Source organism: Micromonospora cynarisoli (genome assembly GCF_030518815.1).
GTDB classification, from domain to species: domain Bacteria; phylum Actinomycetota; class Actinomycetes; order Mycobacteriales; family Micromonosporaceae; genus Micromonospora; species Micromonospora wenchangensis.
In genome coordinates this window covers 906,184-931,410 of sequence record NZ_CP130426.1, presented here as the reverse complement: position 1 = coordinate 931,410, position 25,227 = coordinate 906,184, and the positions used below count along the sequence as shown (strand labels likewise).

General features: G+C 73.0%; 26 protein-coding genes. 9 read left to right on the top strand and 17 right to left on the bottom strand.

All coding sequences use genetic code 11. The features are described from left to right. Nucleotides 1–103: 103 nt before the first annotated feature. Together Q2K16_RS03805 and Q2K16_RS03800 are read right to left on the bottom strand one after the other, a co-directional pair. The gene (locus Q2K16_RS03805) at nt 104–1,018 is read right to left on the bottom strand and encodes a siderophore-interacting protein (RefSeq protein ID WP_302746352.1); all 915 of its coding nucleotides are present in this window, start codon (nt 1,016–1,018) and stop codon (nt 104–106) included. A 153-nt stretch (nt 1,019–1,171) separates the two neighbouring features. Further along, nucleotides 1,172–1,732 carry a GNAT family N-acetyltransferase gene (locus Q2K16_RS03800; protein WP_302743559.1) on the bottom strand — a complete coding sequence of 187 codons (561 nt, stop codon included), beginning with the start codon at nt 1,730–1,732 and terminating at the stop codon, nt 1,172–1,174. Nucleotides 1,733–2,158: 426 nt separating this feature from the next. On the opposite strand from Q2K16_RS03800, the gene Q2K16_RS03795 reads away from it, so the two are divergent. Genes Q2K16_RS03795 through Q2K16_RS03780 form a run of 4 tightly spaced genes read left to right on the top strand, consistent with a single transcriptional unit; the run spans nt 2,159 to nt 6,388 of the window. Next, nucleotides 2,159–2,863, top strand: coding sequence for a tryptophan 2,3-dioxygenase family protein (locus tag Q2K16_RS03795; protein WP_302743558.1), 705 nt, complete (start codon nt 2,159–2,161; stop codon nt 2,861–2,863). A 56-nt stretch (nt 2,864–2,919) separates the two neighbouring features. Continuing rightward, nucleotides 2,920–4,206: a tryptophan 2,3-dioxygenase family protein gene (locus Q2K16_RS03790; RefSeq protein WP_368052539.1), complete on the top strand. Its 1,287-nt coding sequence runs from the start codon at nt 2,920–2,922 to the stop codon at nt 4,204–4,206. Then, complete coding sequence (locus tag Q2K16_RS03785; protein WP_302743556.1) at nt 4,203–5,369, top strand: aminotransferase class V-fold PLP-dependent enzyme; 1,167 nt, start codon at nt 4,203–4,205, stop codon at nt 5,367–5,369. Before Q2K16_RS03790 ends, Q2K16_RS03785 begins: the two co-directional genes overlap by 4 nt. After that, entirely contained in the window at nt 5,366–6,388 is a 1,023-nt protein-coding gene (locus Q2K16_RS03780; protein WP_302743555.1) for a methyltransferase, read from the top strand. The genes Q2K16_RS03785 and Q2K16_RS03780 overlap by 4 nt, the downstream gene beginning before the upstream one ends. A 62-nt stretch (nt 6,389–6,450) precedes the next feature. On the opposite strand, the gene Q2K16_RS03775 is transcribed toward Q2K16_RS03780, so the two are convergent. Further along, nucleotides 6,451–7,467, bottom strand: a complete 1,017-nt coding sequence (locus Q2K16_RS03775) for a methyltransferase (RefSeq protein WP_302743554.1) — start codon at nt 7,465–7,467, stop codon at nt 6,451–6,453. A gap of 57 nt (nt 7,468–7,524) precedes the next feature. Between Q2K16_RS03775 and Q2K16_RS03770 the strand changes: the two genes are divergently transcribed. Further along, nucleotides 7,525–7,905: a YccF domain-containing protein gene (locus Q2K16_RS03770; protein WP_302743553.1), complete on the top strand. Its 381-nt coding sequence runs from the start codon at nt 7,525–7,527 to the stop codon at nt 7,903–7,905. Between the two features lie 54 nt (nt 7,906–7,959). On the opposite strand, the gene mnhG is transcribed toward Q2K16_RS03770, so the two are convergent. From mnhG to Q2K16_RS03730, 8 genes are all read right to left on the bottom strand, one after another. Next, a complete protein-coding gene (gene mnhG, locus Q2K16_RS03765) occupies nt 7,960–8,325 on the bottom strand; it encodes a monovalent cation/H(+) antiporter subunit G (protein WP_302743552.1) in 366 nt (121 codons plus the stop codon). Continuing rightward, the gene (locus Q2K16_RS03760; protein WP_088645903.1) at nt 8,322–8,585 is read right to left on the bottom strand and encodes a monovalent cation/H+ antiporter complex subunit F; all 264 of its coding nucleotides are present in this window, start codon (nt 8,583–8,585) and stop codon (nt 8,322–8,324) included. Before Q2K16_RS03760 ends, mnhG begins: the two co-directional genes overlap by 4 nt. Then, nucleotides 8,582–9,202, bottom strand: coding sequence for a Na+/H+ antiporter subunit E (locus Q2K16_RS03755; RefSeq protein ID WP_402898435.1), 621 nt, complete (start codon nt 9,200–9,202; stop codon nt 8,582–8,584). Before Q2K16_RS03755 ends, Q2K16_RS03760 begins: the two co-directional genes overlap by 4 nt. 53 nt (nt 9,203–9,255) lie before the next feature. Beyond that, entirely contained in the window at nt 9,256–10,836 is a 1,581-nt protein-coding gene (locus Q2K16_RS03750; RefSeq protein ID WP_302743550.1) for a Na+/H+ antiporter subunit D, read from the bottom strand. Next, nucleotides 10,833–11,333 (bottom strand): Na(+)/H(+) antiporter subunit C, encoded by a 501-nt coding sequence (locus Q2K16_RS03745; RefSeq protein ID WP_302743549.1) that lies wholly within the window; start codon nt 11,331–11,333, stop codon nt 10,833–10,835. Before Q2K16_RS03745 ends, Q2K16_RS03750 begins: the two co-directional genes overlap by 4 nt. Beyond that, on the bottom strand, nt 11,330–14,152 hold the full coding sequence (locus Q2K16_RS03740) for a Na+/H+ antiporter subunit A (RefSeq protein ID WP_302743548.1): 2,823 nt from the start codon (nt 14,150–14,152) through the stop codon (nt 11,330–11,332). The genes Q2K16_RS03745 and Q2K16_RS03740 overlap by 4 nt, the downstream gene beginning before the upstream one ends. Before the next feature lie 148 nt (nt 14,153–14,300). Continuing rightward, a complete protein-coding gene (locus Q2K16_RS03735; protein ID WP_302743547.1) occupies nt 14,301–14,780 on the bottom strand; it encodes a TrkA C-terminal domain-containing protein in 480 nt (159 codons plus the stop codon). Between the two features lie 160 nt (nt 14,781–14,940). Next, nucleotides 14,941–15,882: an ion transporter gene (locus Q2K16_RS03730; RefSeq protein ID WP_302743546.1), complete on the bottom strand. Its 942-nt coding sequence runs from the start codon at nt 15,880–15,882 to the stop codon at nt 14,941–14,943. A gap of 190 nt (nt 15,883–16,072) precedes the next feature. Between Q2K16_RS03730 and Q2K16_RS03725 the strand changes: the two genes are divergently transcribed. The 3 genes from Q2K16_RS03725 (at nt 16,073) to Q2K16_RS03715 (ending at nt 18,040) form a co-directional block, all read left to right on the top strand. Then, nucleotides 16,073–16,807, top strand: a complete 735-nt coding sequence (locus tag Q2K16_RS03725) for a hypothetical protein (protein ID WP_302743545.1) — start codon at nt 16,073–16,075, stop codon at nt 16,805–16,807. Further along, on the top strand, nt 16,807–17,469 hold the full coding sequence (locus tag Q2K16_RS03720; protein ID WP_368052538.1) for a DUF6529 family protein: 663 nt from the start codon (nt 16,807–16,809) through the stop codon (nt 17,467–17,469). Before Q2K16_RS03725 ends, Q2K16_RS03720 begins: the two co-directional genes overlap by 1 nt. Nucleotides 17,470–17,572: 103 nt before the next feature. Next, nucleotides 17,573–18,040 carry a Rieske (2Fe-2S) protein gene (locus Q2K16_RS03715; RefSeq protein ID WP_302743544.1) on the top strand — a complete coding sequence of 156 codons (468 nt, stop codon included), beginning with the start codon at nt 17,573–17,575 and terminating at the stop codon, nt 18,038–18,040. Between the two features lie 28 nt (nt 18,041–18,068). On the opposite strand, the gene urtE is transcribed toward Q2K16_RS03715, so the two are convergent. From urtE to Q2K16_RS03685, 6 genes are all read right to left on the bottom strand, one after another. After that, nucleotides 18,069–18,761: an urea ABC transporter ATP-binding subunit UrtE gene (gene urtE, locus Q2K16_RS03710; RefSeq protein WP_145920167.1), complete on the bottom strand. Its 693-nt coding sequence runs from the start codon at nt 18,759–18,761 to the stop codon at nt 18,069–18,071. Next, nucleotides 18,761–19,516, bottom strand: coding sequence for an urea ABC transporter ATP-binding protein UrtD (gene urtD, locus Q2K16_RS03705; RefSeq protein ID WP_302743543.1), 756 nt, complete (start codon nt 19,514–19,516; stop codon nt 18,761–18,763). The genes urtE and urtD overlap by 1 nt, the downstream gene beginning before the upstream one ends. Next, on the bottom strand, nt 19,513–20,700 hold the full coding sequence (gene urtC / locus Q2K16_RS03700; protein WP_302743542.1) for an urea ABC transporter permease subunit UrtC: 1,188 nt from the start codon (nt 20,698–20,700) through the stop codon (nt 19,513–19,515). The genes urtD and urtC overlap by 4 nt, the downstream gene beginning before the upstream one ends. Continuing rightward, a complete protein-coding gene (gene urtB, locus Q2K16_RS03695; RefSeq protein ID WP_302743541.1) occupies nt 20,697–21,584 on the bottom strand; it encodes an urea ABC transporter permease subunit UrtB in 888 nt (295 codons plus the stop codon). The genes urtC and urtB overlap by 4 nt, the downstream gene beginning before the upstream one ends. Before the next feature lie 63 nt (nt 21,585–21,647). After that, nucleotides 21,648–22,892, bottom strand: a complete 1,245-nt coding sequence (gene urtA, locus Q2K16_RS03690; RefSeq protein ID WP_302743540.1) for an urea ABC transporter substrate-binding protein — start codon at nt 22,890–22,892, stop codon at nt 21,648–21,650. 595 nt (nt 22,893–23,487) lie between these two features. Further along, nucleotides 23,488–24,627, bottom strand: coding sequence for a substrate-binding domain-containing protein (locus tag Q2K16_RS03685; protein WP_302743539.1), 1,140 nt, complete (start codon nt 24,625–24,627; stop codon nt 23,488–23,490). Between the two features lie 95 nt (nt 24,628–24,722). Here Q2K16_RS03685 and Q2K16_RS03680 point away from each other — a divergent pair, with 95 nt between their 5' ends. Continuing rightward, on the top strand, nt 24,723–25,163 hold the full coding sequence (locus tag Q2K16_RS03680) for a MarR family winged helix-turn-helix transcriptional regulator (protein ID WP_302743538.1): 441 nt from the start codon (nt 24,723–24,725) through the stop codon (nt 25,161–25,163). The last annotated feature ends 64 nt before the right edge of the window (nt 25,164–25,227 follow it).

The window sequence follows — 25,227 nt, the reverse complement described above, 5'->3', positions numbered from 1 at the left end:
GCGAGAGACGGTACGACGGTCACACCTGGCTTCAAATCCGGACCCGCTGCTCTGATTCCCGCTCCACCGAGAGGTAACGCGGGTCACAGCCGATGGTCACGGCTCAGGCCGGGTCCACGCGCCCCAGCCGCCAGTACCCCATGAAGGCGACGGCGCGGCGGTCCACGCCCCGCTCCACGACGAGGTGCCGGCGCAGCGCGCGGATGACGCCGGCCTCCCCGGCCAGCCAGGCGTAGACGGGCACGGGCGCGGTCGGGGTCGGCACCTCCCACAGCGGGGCCACGTCGACGTCGACGTCGACGTCGACGTCGACGATCGCCTCGGCGGGCGTCGCCCCGGTGCGGGCCAGCAGCCGTTGCGCCGCCGCGGCCACGGCGGGCAGCAGCCGGCTGCCGTGCCCGGCGCCGGCCCGGGCCAGCCAGCTGACGGTGACGCCGGGCGGGGCGGACACCGGCAGGACGTCGGCCGGGTCCGGCACCTCGAGCAGCACCTCGCCCCGGGCGTCGAGGGGCAGGCGTTCCAGGATGGCGCTGATCGCGGGCACGGCGGTCTCGTCGCCGGCCAGCAGCAGCCGGCCGGCGGGCGGCGGGCGGAACTCGATGCCGCCGTGCTCGCCGTCGTAGCCGGCGTCGGGTCCGAGCAGCCCGGCCTCGTCGCCGGGGCGGACCCGCAGCGCCCACCGGCCGGCCGGGCCGTGGTCGCCGTGCAGCACCAGGTCCACGTCGACCTCGGCCCGTTGCGGCCGGACCGCCCGGACGGTGTACGTGCGGATGGGGCAGCGCTCCTGCTCGGGCAGGGCACGCCAGTGGGTGTACCAGTCGTCGCCGCCGGGCAGGTGGACGCCGGGTCGGCCGGGCGCAGGCAGCACCAGCTTGATCCGCTGGTCGTAGCCGTTGTCGGCGAACCGGTCGAGGTCCGGGCCGGTGAAGGTGACCCGCAGGAACGACGGGCTGAGCCGACGCGCGGCGCGTACCTGCACGTCGAACAGCCGCCAGGGGGCGACGGGCAGGGTCCCGATGCCGGCGGGGCGGTGCCGCTCCCCCGCCGGGCGAACTCGATCACTAAGCACGTAGGTGAGGCTAACCTAACCAACAAGATGAATGGCGACGTGGGTCACCCACCCCCCGTTCGGGGGAGGGGTGACACCCTGCCCGCGCGGCCCCGGCCCTGGTCAGCGGGCCCCGACGGCGCGGTCGAGGAAGAGCAGTTGGGCCCGCTTCTCCGGCAGGTCGATCTGCGGACCGAGGACGAAACCCGTCCGGACCAGCCGGTCGACGGCACGGGCGTTGCGGGCGTCCGGTTCGGCCACGATCCGCAGCCGGGTCGGGTCGGCCAACACGAACGCGAGGAACACGTCGAGGAGCACGCCGGTGAAGCCGGGCTCCGGGGCACCGTCCGGCGGGCCGATGAGCAGGTGGATGCCGAAGTCGCCGGGGCGTACGTCGTAGCACCGCCCGACCGGGTCGGCGGCCGGCTCGTAGGTCTGGAACAGCGCCACCGGCCGGCCGTCCCGGTGCGCCAGGTACGCGTGGTGGGTGGTCAGCGAGTCGAGGTACGCGTAGATCTCGCGGACCCGCTCCCGGCTGGCCCCGCGCATGCCCCAGAACCGGGACCGTTCCCGGGTCACCCAGTCGTGGATCACCGCGACGTCGCGGTCGGGGTCCACCGGCCGGAGGGACACCTCCCCGAAACCGTCGACCCGGCACGAGGTGGAGATCGGCGCAGCGGTCATGGCACTCCTTCCCTACGAGGGCTCGGCAGCACATCACTTTTCGCTGTCGAAACGACACCGTCAGCGACGAGTCAGCAGACCTCACCACAACTTCGGAAAGTACGCAAACGACCACCGGGAGCAATGCGGCCGCTCGCGACGCCATGCCCCGACGGCGACACCGGAACGGCGACACCGGAATGCCGTACCCGGCCACCGGCGGGCCCCCCACAGCCGCCTGTGACGCGTCAGGCACGCACCAGTATTGACTCACGTAATTAGTTCTGTTAACGCGCCCAGGCCCGCAGGGTAAAGGCGGCTATTTGCTCGGCAAGTCGGGGGCACTATTCGTGGAACAGGGGGTGACACATTGCTATTCTTCGTTGGATAATTGTCGCCGTCGCGGGCCGTTCCCGTGCGCGCCGACGTATAGGAGAAGGGACAGTCGTGAAACGCGACCAGTCACCCGTGCTGCCGGGCGACGGCTCCACGGACTACGCCCGTTACATGCGCACCGACGAGCTGCTCGCCCTGCAACGCCGCCCGGATGAGATGTTCCACCGCGACGAGTTGCTCTTCCAGGTGGTTCACCAGTCCGCCGAGTTGTGGCTGAAGCTGGCCGAGGCCGAGCTGACCGCCGCCGTCGGGCGCACCGGGGCCGCCGATCCGGACGGGGCGGCGGCGCTGCTGGCCCGCGCGACGCTCGCGGTGCGACTGGTCACCGACCAGCTGGAGATGTTCCAGTACCTGTCGCCTGTCGACTTCCAGACGATGCAACCCGCGCTGGGCAACGGCTCCGGCGCCGAGTCGCCCGGCTGGCGGCGGGCCGCGACGGTGAGCCGACAGCTCGGCCGGGCCTTCGCCGACCACCTCGCCGCCCGGGGCGCAACGCTCGACGCGCTGGCCCCCGCCGACCCGACCCGGCGGCTCGCCGAGGCGATGATCGCCTGGGACGAGCAGGTCCACCAGTGGCGGGTGCGCCACTACGAGGTCGCCCTGCGGGTCGGCGGGCACGCCCCCGGCGGCACCCCGGGCAGCGCGGCGACCGTCCTCGCCAAGCTCATCGGGCACCGGTTCTTTCCCGAGCTGCGCCCGCCCCGGCCGGACGCCGACGTCCCGGTGGCGGCGCATTCGGGCACCGCAGAGGCATGACGAGCCGCGCCACTCGAAGAATCGTCGGCGCTCCCCCTGACACCTACCCCTCCGAGGTGCGGTTCGTGCGCGAGCTGACGAGCTGGTCGTCCGGTACGGCCGATCCCGAGCAATTTCCCTACCAGGCAGTGGTCACCGAATTTCATCGTGTCGGTAAACACTTCGTCAAAAAGGAACTCCTCGTCCTGCTGGACCAGGCACGCGCCCGGGTGGACGCGCGGACCACCCCCGCCCGCGAGTTGTCCGCCTTCCTCGACGTGACGCTCGACAAGTGGGACGGCCGGTACGACTACCGCAGCTACCTGGCCCTGCCGCTGCTTCCCCTGCCCAGCCACGTCCCGGACGTCGGGCGGGTGGCCGACGAGGTCGACCCGCCGGGGCCGGGCGGCGGGCGGTGGGAACGCGACAGGCTCCTGGTCGACCTCGTCGCCGACGTCCTCGCCTTCGAGCTGGCCGCCTCGACCGACGCCGTCGACCTGCTCCCCGAGCAGCGGCCGGGGCCGGCGCTGGTGGCAAAGCGGTGCCGGCTCGGGGTACGCGCCGTGGCGTCGGCCCGCAGCCGGCTCGGCCTGGGCGGGGCGGTCACCGAGCAGGACCCGGTCGCGGCGGCGGTGGCGCTGCACCGGCTCGCCGTCACCGGCCGCGACCCCGCCCGGGAACGCGTCCTGGGGTTGAGCATGCTGCCGGTCTACGTCTCCCACGACGAGTACCTGTTCATCCGGGTCCTCCAGGCGTACGAGTGTGTCTTCGCCGGGGTCGCCGAGGAGCTGCGGGGCGTCATCGCCGCGTTGGACACCGGCCGGCCCCGGCCGGCCGCCAGCCGGCTGGCGTACGCCCGGGAGCTGATCAGCGGTGCCGGGGCGCTGTTCTCCCTGCTGGCCACCATGCAACCGGCGGCGTTCCGGACGTTCCGCGAGTACACCGAGGGGGCCAGCGCGATCCAGTCCCGCTCGTACAAGATCATGGAGTCGCTGTGCCGTACGCCGGAGCCGGAGCGGTTGGACTCCACCGCGTACCGGTCGGTGCCGGAGGTACGCGAGGTGGTGCGGGCCGGCCAGCCGTCGATCGACGCGGCCTACCGTGCGGCGGTCCACGCCGGGTCGCTGCGGGGCCCCGACCTCGACCTGGTACGACAGCAGATGGCGGCCTTCGCCGAGGCGGTGCTGACCTGGCGACGCACCCACCACCGGTTGGCGACCCGGATGCTCGGTGCCCGCTCCGGCACCGGCTACACCGAGGGCACCCCCTACCTGGCGGCCGTCCGCGCCGTCCCGGTCTTCACCACCGTGTCCACCGACAACCGTCCACCCCGGACCGAACCGATCGGAGGCTGCTGCGAGTGAGCGCACCCGCAACCCATCCGGCGCGTTGCCTGGAGGCCGCCGCACTCGCCGCCCTGCGCGCCGAGTTCCCGCTGCTGGAAACCTGCGTCTACCTGAACAACAACTCCACCGGCGCGACGCCGCGGGGTGTCGAGCGGGTGCTCGCCGACTACTGGGCGACCCTGCGTGACTGGCGCGACGACGTGTGGCAGGGCTGGCACGTCGGCCTCGACCGGTACGCCGACTCGGTCGCCGCGCTGCTCGGCGCGCCCCCGGGCAGCGTGGTCACCGACGCCAACCTGAGCACCCTGCTGGCCCGGGTGCTGTCCTGCTTCGACTACCGACCGCCCCGCGACCGGATCGTCACCACCGACCTGGAGTATCCGACGGTGCCGTTCATCGGCAGCGCGTTCGGCCGCTACGGCGCGCGGCTCGACGTGGTCGGCACCGGCGGTCCCCGGTTCGACGAGGACGCCCTCGAAGCCCGCATCGACGAACGGACGCTGCTGGTCTGCGTACCCCATGCGAGTTTCACCTCCGGGGCCACCATCGACCTGGCCCGGCTGGTCGCCCGTGCCCACGCCGTCGGCGCCCTGGTGGTGGTGGACGCCTTCCAGACAGTCGGGGCGGTCCCGCTGGACGTGACCGCGCTCGGCGTCGACATCGTCCTCGGCGGCGCGCACAAGTGGCTGTGCGGGGCCGGCACCGCCTTCCTCTACGTCCGCCCCGATCTGGTCGAGCGCCTGGCACCGGCCGCGACCGGGTGGCAGGCCGGCAACCGGGCGTTGACCTTCCGGGTGTCGACCGGGTGGGCGGCGGGGGCGCAACGCTTCGCCGGCGGCACGCCGTACCCGTTGACCTCGCTGATCTCCCAGGTCGGCCTGGACCTGCTCGCGGGCGTCGGGATCGGGGCGATCCGGGCGCACTCGCTGGCGCTTACCCAGCGGGTCCTGGACCGGGCGGCGGCGGCCGGCGTCACCGTGGTCAGCCCCACCGACCCGGAACGCCGGGGCGGGGTGGTCTGCCTGGACGTCCCCGACGGCGAGGAGGTCAAGCGGCGGCTGGCCGCGCGGAACATGATCTGTAGCTGGCGGGGCTGGCTGCGGGTCGGACCGCACGTCTACAACACCCTCGACGAGGTCGACGCGTTCATGGACGCGCTGGACGAGGAGCTGGGCCGGTGAGCGTCACCCTGTCCCCCCGGGCGTTGATGAGCCTGCTCGTCAACGGTCCCAAGGCCGTCGACGTGCTGGAGACCGCGCTGGCCCTCGGCCTGCTCGACGCGCTGGAAGCCGGCCCGGTCCGGCTGGACGCGCTCGCCACCCGGTTCGGGGTGCGCCCGCTGCGGCTCTACAAGTTCCTCGACTGCCTGGAGAGCCTCGGCTGCGTCACCCGCCACGAACCCGACGACGACATCGCCGGGGCCAGCTACCGGGCGGTGCCGGGGCTGCGCGACGCCGTGCTGGCGGTGGCCGGCCCGGACGCGATCGAACGGGACCGGGACCGCTACCCGTGGCGGCTGCTGCACGGCCGGCTCGCCGAGAGCCTGCGCGGCGAGGTCGGCATGAGCGACGACGACTTCGCCTGGCCGCCCAAGACCGACGCGCAGACCGCCGACTTCGAACGCAGCATGGCCGCCGGGCTCGGCCCGGTGATCGAGACGCTGCGCCGGCACGCCGACCGGCTCTGGTCGGACCGGCGACGCCTGCTGGACGTCGGCGGCGGCGACGGTACGCTCGCCGCGTACATCCTCGACACCGCCGACGGCCTGCGGGCCGACGTGTTCAACCTGCCGGCGGTGGCACCCCTGGTGGCGGCCACCCGGGACGACCGGGGGCATCCCGACCGGCTGGGCTTCGTCGGCGGCGACTTCCTGGCCGGGCCGCTGCCGACCGGCTACGACGCGATGGCGTTCGTCCGGGTGCTGCACGACTGGCCCAACGACGTCGCCCGCCGCCTGGTCGAGCAGGCGTACGCGGCGCTGGAGCCGGGCGGGCTGCTGGTCATCGCCGAGGAGTTCCGCACCCCGGACCGGCTGGCCGTGCAGTTCTTCTGGAGCTACTTCCTGATCGGGGTGGACAGCTGCGTCAGCCGGTTGCGGGAGGTCGAGTTCTACACCGGGCTGCTCACCGAGGTCGGGTTCACCCGGGTGGCGGTGCTGCCCGGTGGGTGGGAGCTGGTCACCGCGTACAAGCCGGGGTGACCGGGCGGCCGGCACCGGGGCCGGCGGACGCCTGACGTCCGCCGGCCCCGGTGCCGGACCGGTCAGGGGCGGCGGGCCAGCACCGCGCCGTTCGCGCCGGGAGCCTCGAACGCCACCGTACGCACGTCGACGAAGCCGGCGTCGGTCAACCACTGCCGGTACTCCGCGCCGGAGTAGTTCTTGCCGCCCTCGGTCTCGACGAGCATGTTCATGCCCATCAGGGCGGCCTCCGGCGGGCCGGTGCGCTCGTCGTTGAGCAGCAGCTCACTGACGACCACCACCCCGCCGGGGGGCAGCGCGGCGTGGCAGCGGGCCAGCAGCGCCCGGTTGGTCGGCTCGTCCCAGTCGTGCAGGATCATGCTGAGCAGGATCACGTCGTGCCCGTCGGGCAGGGCCGGGTCGGCGAGGAAGTCACCGGCGACCGTGCCGATCCGGTCGGTCAGGCCCGCCTCCGCGATCCGCTCCCCGGCCCGCACGCACACGTGCGGCAGGTCCAGAATCGTCGCCCGTAGCTCCGGCAGACGCAGGCAGAACTCGATCGGGAACGCCCCGGCGCCGCCGCCGACGTCGAGCAGCCGGCGGTGCGCACCGAAGTCGTACGCGTCGGCCAGGGCGCGGGCGGTGAACCGGGAGGTGGCGAACATGGCGTCCCAGAACTGGGCCACCAGCTCCGGGTCGGTGGTGTCGAACAGGGAGTCCTGCTGCTGCGGGTCCCAGGTCAGCGGCCGGTTGCCGCGCAGCGCCTCGCCCACCCGGTGCCAGGGCAGGTAGGTGCGCAGGTCGGAGTAGCGCACCTGGGCGCCGAAGTAGTAGGGCCGCCCCTCGACCAGGAACTGCTCGGCCAACGCCGAGTTGCGGTAGCCGTCGCCGGCCTTCTCCAGCAGCCCCAGCGACGCGCTGGCCGACAGCAGCAGGTCGGCGGGGCGTTCGTCGAGCCCGAACTCGGCGGCGGCCTCGGCCACGGTGACGGTCCGCCCGCCGGCCAGCCGGGTGAACAGGCCGAACTCGACCCCGACGGCGAGGGTCTTGAAGCCCCAGACGCCGGCGACGAGATGCATGAGAGGAGTGGGAGTGATCATGGGAACATAAGATCATGGAACGGTGACGCGGTGGCACACACCCGTCACTATGGAGTAATGATTCGCTTCATCCTGAACCTGTTATGGCTCATCCTCGGTGGCGGAATCGTGTTGGCGCTCGGCTACTTCGTCGCGGCGGTGATCTGCTTCGTGCTCGTCGTCACCATCCCGTTCGGAGTGGCGTCGCTGCGGCTGGCGTCGTACTCGCTGTGGCCGTTCGGCCGTACCCTGGTCGCCAAGCCCGGGGCCGGCGTACCGTCCGGGCTGGCGAACGTCCTGTGGGTGCTGCTGGCCGGCTGGTGGCTGGCGCTGTCCCACCTGCTCGCCGGGATCGCGCTCTGCGTCACGATCATCGGCATCCCGTTCGGCATCGCCAACTTCAAGCTCGTCCCGGCGGCGTTCTGGCCGCTCGGCCGGGAGGTCGTCGAGGCGCCCTGACCCGGCCCGCCCCACCCCCGCGGCCGGGGCCACGGGGCCGCCGACCGGTCGGGGTCAGGGACGCCGGTCGGCGTACAGCCGGTCGAGGTGGGCGGCGAGTTCGTCGGTGACCAGCAGGTCGGTACGGATCCGGTCGTGCGGGTAGCCGGCCCGGCCGATCATGTGCGCGGCGACCGGCGCGGTGGCCAACTGGAACGCGCCGACCAACACCAGCGTGGTGACGTCCACCCCGGTCCGCAGCCGCAGCGCGCAACCGAGCAGCACCAGCAGCAGGCCGAGCACCTGCGGCTTGGCCGCGGCGTGCATCCTCGACAGCAGGTCGGGAAAGCGGACCAGGGCGACCCCGGCGGCGAGGCTGAGCAGCGCGCCGCCCAGCAGGCAGGCCGCGGCCACCACGTCCAGCACCGCGTCGACGCTCACCTGTCGTCCCGGCGGGTGGCGAAGCGGGCGACGCTGACCGAGCCGACGAAGCCGAGGATGGCCAGCACCACCAGGATCGGCAGCGCGGTCGCGTCCCGGCTGTAGGCGGCCTCGGTCGCCACGGCGGCCACCACGATGGCCAGCAGCACGTCGGTGGCGACCGCCCGGTCGAGCACCGACGGCCCCCGGACGATCCGGGTGAGGGTGAGCGCGCCGGCCACCGCCAGCAGCACGGTGACGATCACGGCGACAGCGGTCATCTCGAACTCCCTTCCAGCGCGGACGGTGTGTGCTCACGGATCAGGCGTTGCTCCTGCGCCGAGCCGATCGCCGCGATCAGCCGGGCCTCCAGCTCCAGCACGCCGTCGCGGAAGCGTTCGACCTCGGCGCGGTCGCGCACCCCGAGCACATGGACGTAGAGGATGCCGGCGTCCCGGTCGACCTCGACGATGAGGCTGCCGGGCACCAGGGACAGCGCCTCGGCGGTCAGGGTCAGGTTGAGGTCGGAGCGGACCCGCAGCCGCACCGCGATGATCGCGCCCAGCGGGGGGTGCCCGAACCGCAGCGCCAGGGCCGCGATCTGCACACTGGCCACCACCAGGTCGCGCAGGAACCGCAGGGCGAACCGCAGCAGCGGCACCGGGTGCACCCGCCCGGCGAAGGTCACCGGGGGCAGCGGGAAGACGGTCAGCACCACCAGCCCCACGACCAGCCCACCGAGCACGTTGGCCCAGCTCAGCGTCCCCCAGAGCAGCACCCAGACGGTGACCAGGACGATCATCGCGACGGCCCGGTTGCGGCGGCGGGCCGCCCGGGTCAGCGGCCGGTCCTCGGGATGCTCCGGGGCCGGCCCACCCCCGGGGTGCTGCGGTGACAGCTCCCCACCCGGCGGCGACCCGTCCGGGGAACGCTGCGGCGGCGGATCGTGGCTCACGGGGTCCCCCCGGGGTAGACGGCCTCGACGTACGGGGTGCGCCGCAGCAGGTCGTCGGCGGCGTCGGAGCTGAGGTCGAACAGCGGCCCGGCGACCACTGTCAACGCCAGCCCGAGCACCACCAGGGCGACCGTCGGCGCGATCATCAGGCGGGGCAGCATCGCGCCCGGGTGGACGTCGCGGTCCGGACCCCGGTAGGGCTGCTCCACCCCGTCGGTGCGGACGGTGTGCACGCTGTCCTGCGGCTCAGGCATCTCCGGGTGCGGGCGACGCCAGAACGCCAGGTTCCACACCCGGGCGATGGCGTAGAGGGTGAGCAGGCTGGTCAGCAACCCACCGGCGACCAGCACCCAGGACAGCGCGCCGCCGTCGTCGACGCCGGCCTGGACCAGGCCGAGCTTGCCCAGGAAGCCGGAGAACGGGGGGATGCCGGCCAGGTTCAGCGCGGGCACGAAGAACAGCACGGCGAGCAGCGGCGACAGCCGGGCCAACCCGCCGAGGCGGTCCAGCGCGGTGCTGCCGCCCCGGCGTTCGACCAGCCCGGCGGCGAGGAACAGGGTGGTCTGGATGGTGATGTGGTGCACCACGTAGAAGATCGCGGCGGCCAACCCGAGCGACGAACTGAGCCCCACCCCGAACAGCATGTAGCCGATGTGACTGATCAGGGTGAACGACAGCAGTCGTTTGATGTCGGACTGGGCGACCGCGCCGAGGATGCCGACCAGCATGGTCAACGCCGCCACCACCAGCAGCAGGTCGGCGGTCCGGCCGCCGGGGAACAGCAGCGTCTCGGTGCGGATGATGGCGTACACGCCGACCTTGGTGAGCAGGCCGGCGAAGACGGCGGTGACCGGTGCGGGCGCGGTCGGGTAGCTGTCGGGCAGCCACGCCGACAGCGGGAAGACCGCCGCCTTGATACCGAAGGCGAGCAGCAGCATGCCCTGCAACACCAGCCGCAGGTCGTCGGGGAGGGCGTCGAGCCGGTCGACGAGCTGCGCCAGGTTGAGGGTGCCGGTGGCCGAGTAGACCAGCCCGATCGCCACCAGGAAGATCAGCGACGACAGCAGGCTGACCACGACGTACGTGGTGCCGGCGCGGATGCGGGTCTCGGTGCTGCCCAGGGTGAGCAGCACGTAGCTGGCGACCAGCAGGATCTCGAAGCCGACGTAGAGGTTGAACAGGTCACCGGAGAGGAAGGCGTTGCACACCCCGGCGGTCAACACCAGGTAGGTGGGGTGGTAGACCGACAGCGGGGTCTCCTCGTGCCCGTCGGCCATGCCCTGCCCGATGGAGTACACCAGCACGCAGAGGGTGACGGCGGCGGAGACCACCAGCATCAGCGCGGCGAGCTGGTCGGCGACGAGCACGATGCCCAGCGGCGCGACCCAGCCGCCCACCTCGACGACGAGCGGCCCGTCGATCGAGGAGCGGACCAGCAGGGTGGCGGCCACGGCGACGGTCGCGGTGAGCACGGTGAGGCTGACCCACCGCTGCGCCCGGGGCCGGCTGGCCAGCAGCAGGGTCAGGGCCGCACCGAGCAGCGGCATCACCACCGGCAGCGGGACGAGGTGGTTCACGCGTCCCTCCCCCGCTCGCCGGCCGCCGCGGCCACCGAGGCCGCCGAGGACCGCCGGCTGTCCGGGTCGGGCCGGCCGTCGCCGTCGAGCTGGTCGTCGGAGTCGGGCTGGTCGGCGTCGTCGGTGCCCGGCCCCTCGTCCCGGTCGGCCAGGTCCATGATCCGACGGTCCTCCACGTCGTCCTGCACCTCGTCGTGGCCGTTGAGGTGCCAGCTGCGGTACGACAGCGCCAGCAGGAACGCGGTCATGCCGAGGGTGATGACGATGGCGGTGAGCACCATCGCCTGGGGCAGCGGGTCGCTCATCTCCCCGGCGTCGGTGGTGCCGACGATCGGCGGACCACCGGCCCGGCCACCGGTGAGCAGCAGCAGGTTGGCCCCGTTGCCGAGCAGGATGACGCCCATCAGCACCCGGGTGAGGCTGCGTTCCAGCAGCAGGGTCACCCCGGCGGCGAAGAGCACGCCGACCACCACGATGTAGGTGAGGTTGGGGGTCACACCAGCTCCTTGTCCCGTACGTCGTCGCGGGCGTCCTCCTGCTGACGGTCCATCTCGGCCCCGAGGCTGCGCAGGATGTCCAGCACCAGGCCCACCACGATCAGGTAGACGCCGACGTCGAAGAAGACCGACGAGACGAAGTGGACCTTGCCGAGCAGGGGCAGGTGCAGGTCGAGCACCGCGCTCTGGAGGAACTCCCCGCCCAGCGGCATCGCGGCCACCCCGGTGCCGACGGCGAGGAACAGCCCCGCGCCGAGCACCGCCCCGGCGTCGACAGGCGCGGCGGCGTTGAGTTCCCGGCGTCCGCCGGCCAGGTAGCGCACGGCCAGGGCCAGGCCGGCGACGAGCCCGGCGGCGAACCCGCCTCCGGGGGCGTTGTGGCCGGAGAAGAGCAGGTAGACGGAGAAGAGCACGATGGCGTGGAACAGCAGCCGGGTGACCACCTGAAGGATCACCGAGTGCCGGTGCGCCTCGAAGCCGGCGGTCAACCAGCGCGGCCCGCCGGTGGTCGCCGGTCGGGGGCCGGGCACGGCGCTGCGCCGGTCCAGGTCCCGGGAGCGGCGGAAGATCAGGCTGGCCACCCCGGTGGCGGCCACCACCAGCACCGCGATCTCGCCCATGGTGTCCCAGGCGCGGATGTCGACCAGGGTCACGTTGACCACGTTCTTGCCGCCGCCGTAGGAGACCGCCTCGTCGGGGAACCGCTCGGAGACCGGGGTGGCCAGCCGGCCGCTGGACGCGACCCAGGCCATCCCGGACACGACCGCGCCGACGGCGACCCCGATCGCGATCCGGCCGCGCCGGCTCCGGCGGATCGGCCGGGCCGAGAACTTCACCGGCAGCCGTCTCAGCACCAGCACGAACATGACGATGGTGACGGTCTCCACCAGGAACTGGGTCAGCGCCAGGTCCGGTGCGCCGTGCAGGACGAACATCAGCGCGGTGCCGTAGCCGGCGACACCGACCAGGATCATCGCGGTGAGCCGGCGCAGCGCGCGGGCGGCCATCACGGCGGCGACGATCACCAGGGCGGCGACGACCGCCTGCAACGGGGTGTCCCAGGCGCGGAACTGCCGGGGCCACGGCCCGCCGGTGAGCAGCGCGCCGCCGGGCAGCACGACCAGCACCACCAGGATGATCCCGAGGTAGAACGGCAGCGAGCCGCGCTGGGTCGCGCCGGTCAGCTCCACCGCGAGCCGGTCCACCCCGGCGACCACCCGTTCGTAGCCGGCCGCGCCGTCCAGCGGCGTCCACCGGGACGGCCGCAGCCGGCCCCGGTGCAGCAGCAGGAACAGCCCGACACCGGCCGTCACCGCGAGGACGGACAGGCCCAGCGCGGGGGTGGGGCCGTGCCACAGCGCCAGGTGGTAGCCGGGCCCGGCCGAGGAGAACCCGTCGGCGTACGGGGCGAGCAGCCCGTCGAGGGCGGGGGCGGCGACGCCGACGGCCAGTCCGGCGACGGCGAGCAGGGCCGGGGCGGCGAGGAACACCCGGCCCGCCGGGTGCGGTTCGGTCGGCGCGACACCGGGCTTGCCGGCGAACGCGCCCCACAGGAACCGCAGCGTGTACGCCACGGTCAGCGCCGACCCGGCCACCACCCCGGCCAGCACCAGCAGGTCCGTCGTGCCGCCGTGCCGGAACGCCTCGAACGCGGCCTCCTTGGCGACGAAGCCGGCCATCGGCGGCAGCCCGGCCATCGACGCGGCGGCCAGCACGGCGATCCCGGCCAGCACCGGCGCGCGCCGGCCGAGGCCGCTGAGTTCGCGCAGGTCCCGGGTGCCGGTGGTGTGGTCGACGATGCCGACGACGAGGAAGAGGGTGGCCTTGAACAGCGCGTGTGCCAGCACCATCGCCGCGCCGGCCAGCGCGGCGTCGCGGCTGCCGGTGCCGAGGACCACCATCAGCAGTCCGAGCTGGCTGACCGTGCCGTAGGCGAGCAGCAGCTTCAGGTCGGTCTGCCGCAGCGCCACCCAGGCGCCGAGGAAGAGGGTGGCCAGGCCGGTGCCGAGCAGCACCATCCGCCAGGCGGTGACGTCGGCGACGGCCGGGCCGAGCAGGGCGACCAGGAACACCCCGGCCTTGACCATCGCGGCGGCGTGCAGGTAGGCGCTGACCGGGGTGGGAGCGGCCATCGCACCGGGCAGCCAGAAGCTGAACGGCACGATCGCCGACTTGCTGAGCGCGCCGAGCAGGATCAGCATCAGCGCGGTGACCAGGTAGCCGCCGCCGGGCAGGTCGGTGGCGACCACCGACCAGCGGTAGCTGCCGGCGTGCTGGCCGAGCATGACGAAGCCGGCCAGCATGGCGAGCCCGCCCAGGGTGGTGACCAGCAGCGCCTGCATGGCGGCCCGGCGGCTGGCCCGCTTCGCCGGGTCGTAGCCGATCAGCAGGTACGAGAAGACGGTGGTGAGTTCCCAGAACACGTAGAGCAGCAGCAGGTCGTCGGAGACGACCAGGCCGAGCATGGAGCCGGCGAAGGCGACGAAGACCGCGGCGAAGCGGCCCAGCCCGGGGTCGTCGGAGCGGAAGTACCTGGCGCTGTACGCCAGCACCAGCGCGCCTACCCCACCGACGAGCACCACCATCAGCCAGGACAGGGTGCCCATCCGCAGGGCCAGTTCCAGACCGATCCGGGGCACCCACGGCCAGGTCTCCACCACCGGTTCACCGGACCGGACCGCGCCGGTACGGGTCAGTGCCCAGACCAGCGTGGCGGCCGGGGCGAGCGCGACGGCGTAGAGCGCACGGCGTCCGAAGCGGCGTACCAGCCCCGGGGCGACCACGGCTGCCAGTGCGTGGACCGCCACCAGGACCAGCACATACCCTCCTCGAAGATCAGTGTCGGCGGCCACCCACCCGTTTCGGGCGGTGCGGTACCGGCGGCGCGGGGACGGGCGTCCCCGGGTCGCGCGGCCACCGCGGCGGTGGCGTCACCAGTGGTTGGTCGGTCGGTGGTGGTGGTACCGGTCAGTGGCCGGCGAGCACGTCCACGGCGGTCGTGGTGGCCGCCTCCCCGCCCGCGACGACGACCTCGTCGCCGGCGAGCAGGACGTAGTCGTCGCCGGGGGTCGGCACGACCCGGCCGGCGCGGACCACCGCCAGCAGTGACAGCGGCCGGCCGGACAACGCGGTGTCCCGCCAGCGTTTGCCGTCGCCGATGCTGTCCACGGCGACGGGTATTCGCACGACCGTGACACCGGGGAGCTGGCGTTCCAGCTCGGCGAGGTGGTCGACGGTGACCGCCTGGTTGAGCACCCCGGCGACGACCTGCGCCTCCTGTTGTTCGAGCACCAGCGTGCAGAGCGCGGTGTCGCTGTCCTCGGGGTGGTAGATCACGATGTCGCGCCGCCCGGTGGGGTGGGAGATGACGCCGGCCCACTGGCCCTGCGCGGTGGCGAAGCGCTGGCAGAGGCCGACCCCGGGAATGACCGTACGTTCGAACCGCATACCGACCTCCTTCGCCCAACATCGAAGGGGCGTCCGGCCGGTAACGGCCGCGCGCCCCTTCATCCCTATCATGATCAGACCCCGATCGCCCACTGCCGCCATCCCAACCGGTGGGAAGTGCCGACGTCAGCGGGGTGCCGGCCGGCGTCGGGCGGGGTCGTCAGCGGGCGTCGGTGGGGTCACGGACCGGCCGGTGCCGGCCGGCCGGGTCGTCCCGGTCGATGCGCAGCTCGCGTTCCAACTCGGCGAGGACCGCCCGCAGGTCGTCCAGGCGCTGGGTCAGGGCGATCCGGTCCACCTCGTCGGGCACCCCGTCGCCGTCGGCGTCGTAGCCGGGCGCCAGCCGCTCGGTCATCTCCAGCCGGCGGGCCTCCTCCATCGAGTTCACGATCACCGCGATCAGGATGTTCAGCAGCAGGTTGACCGTGATGAGCACGTAGCTGACGTAGTAGAGGAGGGTCCACGGGGACAGCGCCATCCCCTGCTCCACCAGATCCGGCAGGGTCTCCAGGGACAGCAGCACGAACAGGGTCAGCAGCGACCGGCCGATGTCGCCGTACTGCTCCGGGTACGCCCGGCCGAAGATCAACCAGCCGGCCATGCCGTAGACGTAGAGGGTCACCATGGCCAGCGCGAGGAACCCCCCGACGCCGGGCAGGCTGCGCCACAGCGCAGCCACGATGGTGCGCAGACCGGGCGAGAAACGGACCAGACGCAGCACCCGGGCCACCCGGACGACCCGCAGCAGCGCCGAGTCGCCGTGCAGGCCGGGCAGGAAGATCGCCGCGATCACCACCAGGTCGAACACGTTCCAGCCGTGCCGCAGGAAGTCCTGCGGCCGACGCCCGTACGCCAGCACCCGGACGGCGATCTCGGCGACGAAGGCGGCCCGGAAGCTCAGCTCCAGCCAGTGCAGCGCCGGGCGGGCCGCGCCGAGATCCGGGTAGGTCTCGACCCCGAGGACCGCCGCGTTGGCCATGATGAGCACCACGATCGCCGCCTCGAAGGGGCGCGAGCGGGTGATCCGGGCACACCGCTGGGCGAGGCCGACGGGGCGGACGGGCGGCGGGTCGGCGGCACGCCGTCGGGTGGGAACGGGCACGGACGGCACCGGTCACCCGGTCCCGGGGCGGTACGGGAACGCGGCGGCCATCCCGACACCCTACCGGCCACCCGGGACGATCACCGTCGGTGATGGACCGGGCACCCGAACACCGGCGATCGGAGGTTCTCGTCCCGACATTGAACGACCCGCGCCCCGGCTTCGTACCACCAGGTGAAGGGAGCTGCTCATGAAGCGCACGACCCCGTTGCTCACCCTGCTGACCGGGACGGGCATGGCCGCCGTCCTGTTCGCGATGAGCGCCCAGGCGGCGCCGCGTACGGTCGACGCCGGTGCGGCCGCGCCCGCGCCGAGCCCGCCCGGTGCCGCCGTGGTGACGCCGGCCGCCCCGGCGACCGAACCGGACGCCACCCCGGCGGCACCGGAGGGGGGCCGGCCCGGCCCGGCGGAGACCGCGCCACCGACCACGCCGCCACCGGCGAAGCAGGCGGACTCGAACTGGACCGGGCGGCTCGACGGCGGCGCCACCATCGCGATCACCGTCACCGACGGCAAGGCGGTGGCGTACGTCTGCGACGGCAGGAAGCTTGAGGTGTGGCTCAACGGCACCGCCGCCGACGGCCGGATGAAGCTGACCGGCAAGAAGGGCGAGGTGCTCACCGGGTCGTTCGGCGACGGCGTCGCCTCCGGCGAGATGGTGGTGGGTCAGCGCCGGTGGAAGTTCACCGCCAAGCAGACCGGCAAGCCCGACCCGGTGCTCTACCGCGCCACCGCCCAGCAGCGCCGTGCCGGCGTCGACGGCGGCTGGATCATGCTGCCCGACGGCAGCCAGATCGGGGTGGTCACCCGCGACGGCACGCCGGTGTCGGCACCACCGCTGGACCCCGCGTTCGGCACCACCGTCCTCGACGGTCGGACCGTCACCGCGACCCCGGTCGTGGCCGATCCGGGCCCGGGTGCGTGATGACGGCCCGCCGCCGGTTCGAGACCGACGTGGGACGCGGCCTCGACGACGGGCCGTCCGTCCGGGTCCTGTCCGACCCCCCACCCGTCGTGACCCCGCCCGCCCCGATCGGCGTGCCGTCCACCCGCTCCGACGCGCCACCCGCCTCGGTGCTCGTGCCGCTGCTGGTCGGGGCGGCGGTCACGGTGGCCCTCGGGGCGTACGGCCGGATGCACCAGCCCACCGGGATCGCGGTCAACGTGGCCGGCTTCTCCAGCCCCCAGGCGGTCAAGGTCTGGCTGGGCACCGGGGCGGCCTTCTTCGCCGTGGTGCAACTGCTCAGCGCGTTGGCGATGTGGGGCCGGCTGGGTGGCTTCTCGCCCTCGTGGGCGGGCGGGTTGCACCGGTGGAGCGGCCGGGTGGCGTTCCTGCTGACCGTCCCGGTGGCGGTGCACTGCCTCTACGCCCTGGGTTTCGCCGACCACGACCTGCGGACCCTGCTGCACTCGCTGCTCGGCTGCCTGTTCTTCGGGGTGTTCACCATGAAGATGCTGGCGCTGCCCAAGCGGGGGCTGGCCGGGTGGGTGCTGCCGGTCGTCGGTGGGTTGGTCTTCGCCGTCCTGATGGGGATCTGGCTGACCTCGTCGCTGTGGTACTTCACCACCTTCGGAGTGGGGACGTGACGTGCTCGTGACACGGGAGAGGAACGACGGGCAGATGTGCGACGGGCGTGGGACCGGGTGTACGTCCCGGCGGGCGGTGCTGGCGGGTGCCGGTGGGGTGGGCGTGACCGCCCTGCTCGTCGGCTGCCAGACGTACGGTGAGCCGACCACGCCGGCCGCGGCGCCGCAGACCGGCGGGTCGGCCGCCGCGCCGGCCGCCGCCGCGCCTGGTGGCAGCGCACCGGCCGGGCCGTCCGCCGGGGCGAGCGGTTCCCCCGCCGGGGGCGGCGAGCAGCCGCCCGCCCCGGCGGCGCTGGCCGCGGTGGCGGACATCCCGGTCGGCGGCGGCAAGATCTTCAAGGCCGAGGGCGTGGTGGTGACCCAACCGGCGGCCGGCACCATCAAGGCGTTCTCGGCGACCTGTACCCACCAGGGCTGCACGGTCACCTCGGTCAAGGACGGCACCATCGTCTGCGGCTGCCACAACAGCGTCTTCGGCATCGCCGACGGCGCGGTGCGCAGCGGCCCGGCCGGCAGCCCCCTGCCGCCCCGGGCGGTGACGGTCGACGGCGACGACATCCGGCTGGCCTAGAGGGCCGAGTCCAGCCACGCCGGCACGGTCAGACGGCGAGCGCCCGGCGGACCGACCGTTCGGCGTCCCGGCCACCGTCGCCGGTGGCGGTGACCCGGCCGGATTCCAGCACGTAGTGCCGGGTCGCCACCCGCAGGGCGAAGCCGAGGTGCTGCTCCACCAGCAGCACCCGGATGCCGGCCCCGGTGGCCAGCTCGACGATCCGGTCCTGGATCTCGGCGACCACCGACGGCTGGATGCCCTCGGTGGGCTCGTCGAGCAGCAGCAGCCGGGGCCGGGTGACCAACGCGCGGGCGATGGCCAACTGCTGCCGCTGGCCGCCGGAGAGCAGCCCGGCGCGCCGCCGCAGCAGGCTCCGCAACGCCGGGAACAGGTCCAGCGCCTCGGCGGTGGCCGCCGCCCCGTCGCGCCGGCCGTCGGCCACCAGCCGCAGGTTCTCCGCCGCCGTCAGGTGCGGGAAACACTGCTGGCCCTGCGGCACGTACGCCAGGCCCCGGGCGACCCGCTGGTGCGGGGCGAGCCGGGTGACGTCCTCCCCGTCGAGGGTGACCGTGCCGGCACGGGGGCGCAGCAGGCCGACGGCGACCCGCAGCAGGGTGCTCTTGCCCGCGCCGTTGTGGCCGAGCACGGCGGCCACCCCGTCGGCGGGCACGGCCACGTCCACCCCGTGCAGCACCTCGCTGCGGCCGTAGCCGGCGTGTACGCCACGCAACTCCAACATCACGCCTCCGGTGCGGTGTCGACGCCGAGGTAGACCTCCTGCACCCGGGGGTCCGCCTGCACCTGCGCGACGGTGCCCTCGCTGAGCACCCTGCCGGCGTGCAGCACGGTCACGCTGCGGGCGAAGCGGCGCAGGAAGTCCATGTCGTGTTCGATGACCACCACGGTGCGGTCCCGGCTGACCGTCTCCAGCAGGGCGCCGGTGGCGTCGCGTTCCTCGTGGCTCATCCCGGCGACCGGCTCGTCGAGCAGCAGCAGCCGGGCGTCGGAGACCAGCAGCATGCCGATCTCCAGCCACTGCTTCTGCCCGTGCGCGAGCGCGCCGGCCGGCTGGTCGCCCCGGTCGGCCAGCCCGATCGTCTCCAGCGCGGCGGCCACCTCGTCGGGCACGCGGTGCCGCCGGCGGGCCAGTGTCCACCAGCTCCGGGCGGCCCCGGCGGCGATGTCGAGGTTCTGCACCACGGTCAGCTCCTCGAACACCGACGCGGTCTGGAAGGTGCGGCCGATGCCGAGCCGGGCGATGCGGTGCACGTCGCGGCCGAGCAGTTCCCGGTCGCCGAAGCGGGCCGAGCCGGTGGCCCGGACCAGCCCGGTGACGGCGTCGACCAGGGTGGTCTTGCCGGCCCCGTTGGGGCCGATCAGGAACCGGATGTCGCCTGGCGGCACGTCGAGGTCGACCCCGTCGACGGCGGTGAAGCCGTCGAAGGTGACCCGCAGGTCGCGTACGCACAGGCCGTCGAGCTGCGGGCCGGTCATGCCGCCGACACCTCCGTCCGGGTTTCGGCCGGGTCCGCCGGCCGGGTCCGCCGCCACCACCGCGCCCCCGCCGGGTCCGACCGGCGCTGCCGGGCCAACGCCCACAGCGACGCCAGGCCACCCGGCAGGAACGCCACCACCAGCACGAACAGCAACCCCTGCAGGTACGTCCAGGTGCCCGGGAACCGTTCCGACAGGGCGGTACGCGCCCAGGCCACCGCCACCGCACCGAGCACCGGGCCGAGCAGGGTGGCCCGGCCGCCGACCGCGACGCCGATGACGAACTCGATGGACGGCACGATCCCGATCAACGCGGGCGAGATGATCCCCACCGCCGGGACGAAGAGCGCCCCGGCGAGCCCCGCCATGCCGGCGGCGACGACGTAGCCGACGAGCTTGACGCCGGCCGGGTCGTAGCCGAGGAACCGGACCCGTTCCTCGCCGTCGCGGACGGCCACCAGCAGTTCGCCGTACCGGCTGCGGATGAGTTGCCGGGCCAGGGCCAGCAGCGCGAGCAGGCTGGCGGCGATGATGAAGTAGACCATCCGCTGGTTGACCGGGTCGTCCAGGTCGTACCCGAAGAAGCCCTGGATGTCGGTGAGGCCGTTGGTGCCGCCGGTGGTGCCCTGCTGGCCGACGAGCAGGATCACCATCGCGGCGGCGAGGGCCTGGCTGAGGATGGCGAAGTAGGCGCCGCGGACCCGGCGGCGGAAGACCAGCGAGCCGAGGCCGAACGCGACGGCCATCGGCAGCAGCACGGTGGCCGGCAGCGCGATCCACGGGCTGGCGAACGGCCGCCACCACAGTGGCAGCTCGTCGAGCTGGCCGTAGAGCTGCATGAAGTCGGGCAGCTGGCCGGGGCCGGCGTCGGCGAGCTTGAGGTGCATGGCCATCGCGTAGCCGCCGAGGCCGAAGAACACCCCCTGACCGAGGGTGAGCATGCCGCCCCGGCCCCAGGCGATGCCGACGCCGACCGCGACCATCGCGACGCACAGGTATTTGGCCAGCAGCGACAGCCGGAAGTCGGACAGGGCCAGTGGGGCGACGGCGAACAGCAGCGCCGCGCCGAGGGCGAATCCCACGGCGGTGCGGGCCGGGCCGTCGAACCGGCGGCCCGGCCGGCCGCCGGCCGGGGTGCCGGCCGCGCTGGCGGGATCGGTGCCGACCAGCGGCGCGGCGGTCATGCGAGGCTCCTGGTACGCAGGGTGAACAGCCCCTGGGGCCGCCACTGGAGGAACGCCACGATCGCCACGAAGACGATCACCTTGGCGACGCTGAGCGTGGTGAGGTACTCGCCGGTGGCCTGGAGCACGCCCAGCGCGAAGGCGACGATCACGCTGCCCTTGAGCTGGCCGATGCCGCCGACCACGACGACCAGGAAGGCGTCGATGATCAGGTTGGTGCCCATCGTCGGGCCGATCGGCCCGAGCAGGGTCAGCGCGACCCCGGCGACGCCGGCCAGCCCGGAGCCGATGAAGAAGGTCGTCCGGTCGACCCGGGCGGTGGGGATGCCGGAGACGGCGGCGAGGTCGCGGTTCTGCACCACGGCGCGGATGCGTCGGCCGAGCGGGGTGAGCCGCAGCGCCAGGGTGAGCGCCAGCACGGCGGCCAGGGCGAGCGCCAGGATGAACAGCCGGTTGTTGGCGACGGTCAGCCCGCCGGGCAGGGACACGTTGCCGGTGAGCAGCGCCGGGGCCCGGGTCTGCACGTTGGGGCTGCCGAAGACGTCCCGGGCCAGTTGCTGGAGCATCAGCGAGACGCCCCAGGTGACCAGCAGGGTGTCCAGCGGGCGGGCGTAGAGGCGGCGGATCAGCAGCACCTCCAGCAGCACGCCCATGACGCCGGCGACCGCGAAGGCGACCGGCAGCGCCACCAGCAGCGACCAGCCGGCGGCGGTCACGGTCTGCTGGAGGACGTAGGTGGTGTAGGCGCCGGCCATGATGAACTCGCCGTGCGCCATGTTGATCACGTTCATCTGGCCGAAGGTCAGCGCCAGGCCGAGGGCGATGAGCAGCAGCACCGCGCCGATGCTGACGCCGGTGAAGAGCTGACCGAAGAGGACTGTCACGTTCGCGCTCCGAAGGGGTGGGTCGGCCCGGGCGGGGGTGCCTCCCGCCCGGGCCGGGATCGGTCAGCTCAGGCCGCTCGCCCAGGGGTAGCTCTTCAGGTACGGGTCGGGCGTGATCGGCTGGCCCGAGTTCCACACCTCGGTGATCAGCCCGTCCGCGCCGACCTTGCCGATCCGGGCGGTCTTGGCGATGTGCTGGGTGGGGCCGTCCACGGTGACCAGACCCTCCGGGGCGTCGTAGGTGATGCCACCGGAGGCGGCCCGGACCTTCTCCACCTCGAAGGTGCCGGCCTTGTCGACCATCGCCTTCCACAGGTACACCGCGACGTAGGCGGCCTCCATCGGGTCGCTGGTCGGCTTGTCCGCGCCGTACCTGGCCTTGTACGCGGCGACGAACTTCTGGTTCGCCGCGCCGGGGGTGGTCTGGTAGTAGTTCCAGGCGGTCAGCTGGTCCTTCAGGTACTGGGTGCCGATCCCCTTGACCTCCTCCTCGGCGATCGACACCGACACCACGGGCATGCTCGCGGCGGTCAGCCCGGCGGAGGTGTACTCCTTGAAGAACGCCACGTTGCTGTCGCCGTTGAGGGTGTTGAACACCGCGTCGGCCTTCGACGAGCGGACCTTGTTGACGATGGTGCCGAACTCGGTGGAGCCGAGCGGGGCGTAGTCCTCACCGAGCACGGTCATCCCGTTCGCCGCCGCGTACGCCTTGATGATCTTGTTGGCGGTACGCGGGAAGACGTAGTCGCTGCCGACCAGGTAGACCGACTTCTTGCCCTGCGCCTTGAGGTAGTCCAGGCCGGGCACGATCTGCTGGTTGGTGGTGGCCCCGGTGTAGAAGATGTACGGCGACTGCTCCAGCCCCTCGTACTGCACCGGGTAGAACAGCAGCGCCTTGTTCTTCTCGAAGACCGGCTTGACCGCCTTGCGGCTGGCCGAGGTCCAGCAGCCGAAGACGGCGGCGACCCGGTCCTGGGAGATCAGCTTCTCGGCCTTCTCGGCGAAGGTGGGCCAGTCGGAGGCACCGTCCTCACCGACCGGGACGATCTTCTTGCCCAGCACGCCGCCGGCGGCGTTGATCTCCTCCACGGCGAGCATGATGGAGTCCCGCACGGTGACCTCGCTGATGGCCATGGTGCCGGAGAGCGAATTGAGCAGGCCGACCTTGACGGTGTCGCCGGACACGTCGGCGCTGACCCCGGCGGTCGACTTCTCGTCGGAGGTCTTGCTGCCGCAACCGGCGAGCGCGGCGGCGGCGACGAGGATCATGGCGCCCGCCAGGATGCGGCGGCCCCGGAACTGTGACATTCATTCTCCCTGCGGAGCGATGTTCGCCGGATGATTTCCGTGCCGGCCCGCACTGGCCGACAGGTATTGCTGTCGATGATTGGTGAGCGGTGCGGTCGTGGTGCACGTCGGCGGCCTCGTCGCGCGACGGGTGGGGCGTCGCGGTGGCGATCCGCAGTGGACTTTCGGGCAGCAAGAGCCTCTGCCCACTTGATTGCCACGACGTTTCCCAGCCCTTAATTGGCTGTTTCCCGAACCGATCTCGACACACACGAAAAAGGTCACCGCCACAATGGACGATGACCGTTCACAAAAATGCGCGACACCCATCCGACACAGGGCGTACCACCAACCACCGAACCCACCCGATAATAGGCAGGAATGGCGATTACTTCACGCAGGAAGCATCCTAGAACCCCCACCCACCCCCCTGTCAACACCCCCTCCCGCCCACGCCCGCCCCACGCCCCGCGCGCCCACGCCCCCGCGCGCGTGATCAAGAGGTTTGCGTCAGCAGTGACTCTGGAACTGACGTAAACCTCTTGGTCACCGGGGGACAGCCGGGACAGCCGGGGCCGTCGGGGCGACCGGAGGCCACCGGGGGGAGAGAGCGGGGTCAGAGTTCGGCGAGCACGGTGAAGTCGAGGCCGTCGGCCTCGGCGAGGTAGATGCGTTGGCGGACGTGGCGGCGGCGCAACCGCAACTCGCCCCGGGGGCCGTGGTAGGTGACCGCGTCCGCCGCCGCCCCGATGGCGCGCACGTCCAGCGTGCGGGCACGGGCGATCAGGGCGGCGAGCAGCATCACGCCCTCGTAGCAGGACTCTCCCAGGCTGCCCAGCGGCGGGGCGTCCACGCCGAACCGGCGGGCGAACGCGCCGTGGAAGTCCAGGTTCTCCCGGGTGACCAGGCCGGCGAAGAACCCGGCGGTGCTGAACAGCCGGCGGGTGCCGCCGACGCCGCTGGCCAACAGCATGTTCTCGTCCATCAGGGTGCTCAACCGCAGGCACCGCTGGTCGAGTGCGGACCGGCCGAAGGCCCGGTTGAACCTGACGGCGTCGGCGCCGACGAGCAGCATCAGCACCGCGTCGGCCTCGGCCCGTTCGATCTCCCGCAGCACCGGCCCGAAGTCCTCGGTGCCCAGCGGCAGGAACGCCCGCCCGCACACCCGTGCGCCGTCGTCGCGGGCGTACCGCTGGGCGGCCTGCGCGGTGCGGCGCGGCCAGACGTAGTCGTTGCCGACCAGGTACCAGCGGCGTACCCCCTGTTCCCGGGCGAGCAGCCGCATCGCCGGCCGGAGTTGGGCGTCGGGCGTCTCGCTGGTCAGGAACACCCCCTCGGTACGCTCCCCACCCTCGTACAGGGCGGTGTAGACGTACGGCACCCGGTGCGCGATCCGGGGCGCCACCGCCTGCCGGACCGACGAGATGTGCCAGCCGGTGACCCCCTGCACCGCGCCCGTGGACACCAGCGCCTCCACCTCGGCGGCGACCTCGGCCGGTGGCGCACCGCCGTCGACCGGCACCAGCCGCAGCTCCCGGCCGAGCACCCCACCGGCCCGGTTGACCTCCTCCACCGCCAACTGGGCGCACAGTTCACAGGTGGGGCCGAACATGCCGGCCGGGCCGCGCATCGGAAAGACGAGCGCGACACTGACCACCGACCTGTCGACGGTCAACCAGGGGGGCGCCCCGGCCGTGCCGCCCGGGCGGGGCAACGGCTCCGGCACGCCGTGGGGGCCGGGCACCGGCACGGACATGCTGACATGATTGCCGGCAACCCTGGCGGGCCACCAGACCCGACCGGGAACCGGGACGCTTCGGTAACATGGCAACCCACCGAACGGGGAGAGACATGGCCGACGATCCCACGACGCCCGTCGACCTGATGCGCGCGCTCACCCGCGCCGAACGGCTGCTCGCCCGCCGGGTCGGCGCGGTGCTCACCACCGAGGGGCTCACCGTCGAGGCGTGGCGGGTGCTCTGCCGCCTCGCCGACGGGCAGGGCCACCCGATGAGCGAGGTCTCCACCGAGGAGTCGTTGCCGCCGGGCACCCTGACGAAGATCGTCGACCAGCTCGTCGACCAGAACCTGGTGCACCGCCGGATCGACCCGTTCGACAGGCGACGCATCCGGGCCTACCTGACCCCCCGGGGCCGCCGCGAACAGGAACGCGTCGACACCCTCGTCCGGGCCGAGCTGGCCGGGATCATCGACGACGCGGCGCTGACCGGGCAGCTCGTCGACCTGGTCGCCCGTCTCGACCCGCGCCGGCAGCCGGTCCGGGCCGGCTGAACCGCACCGGCCCGGTCCCGTCGGAGGCGGAAACCGGGCCGGTGGCCGTGCGGGGGTGGTGGGC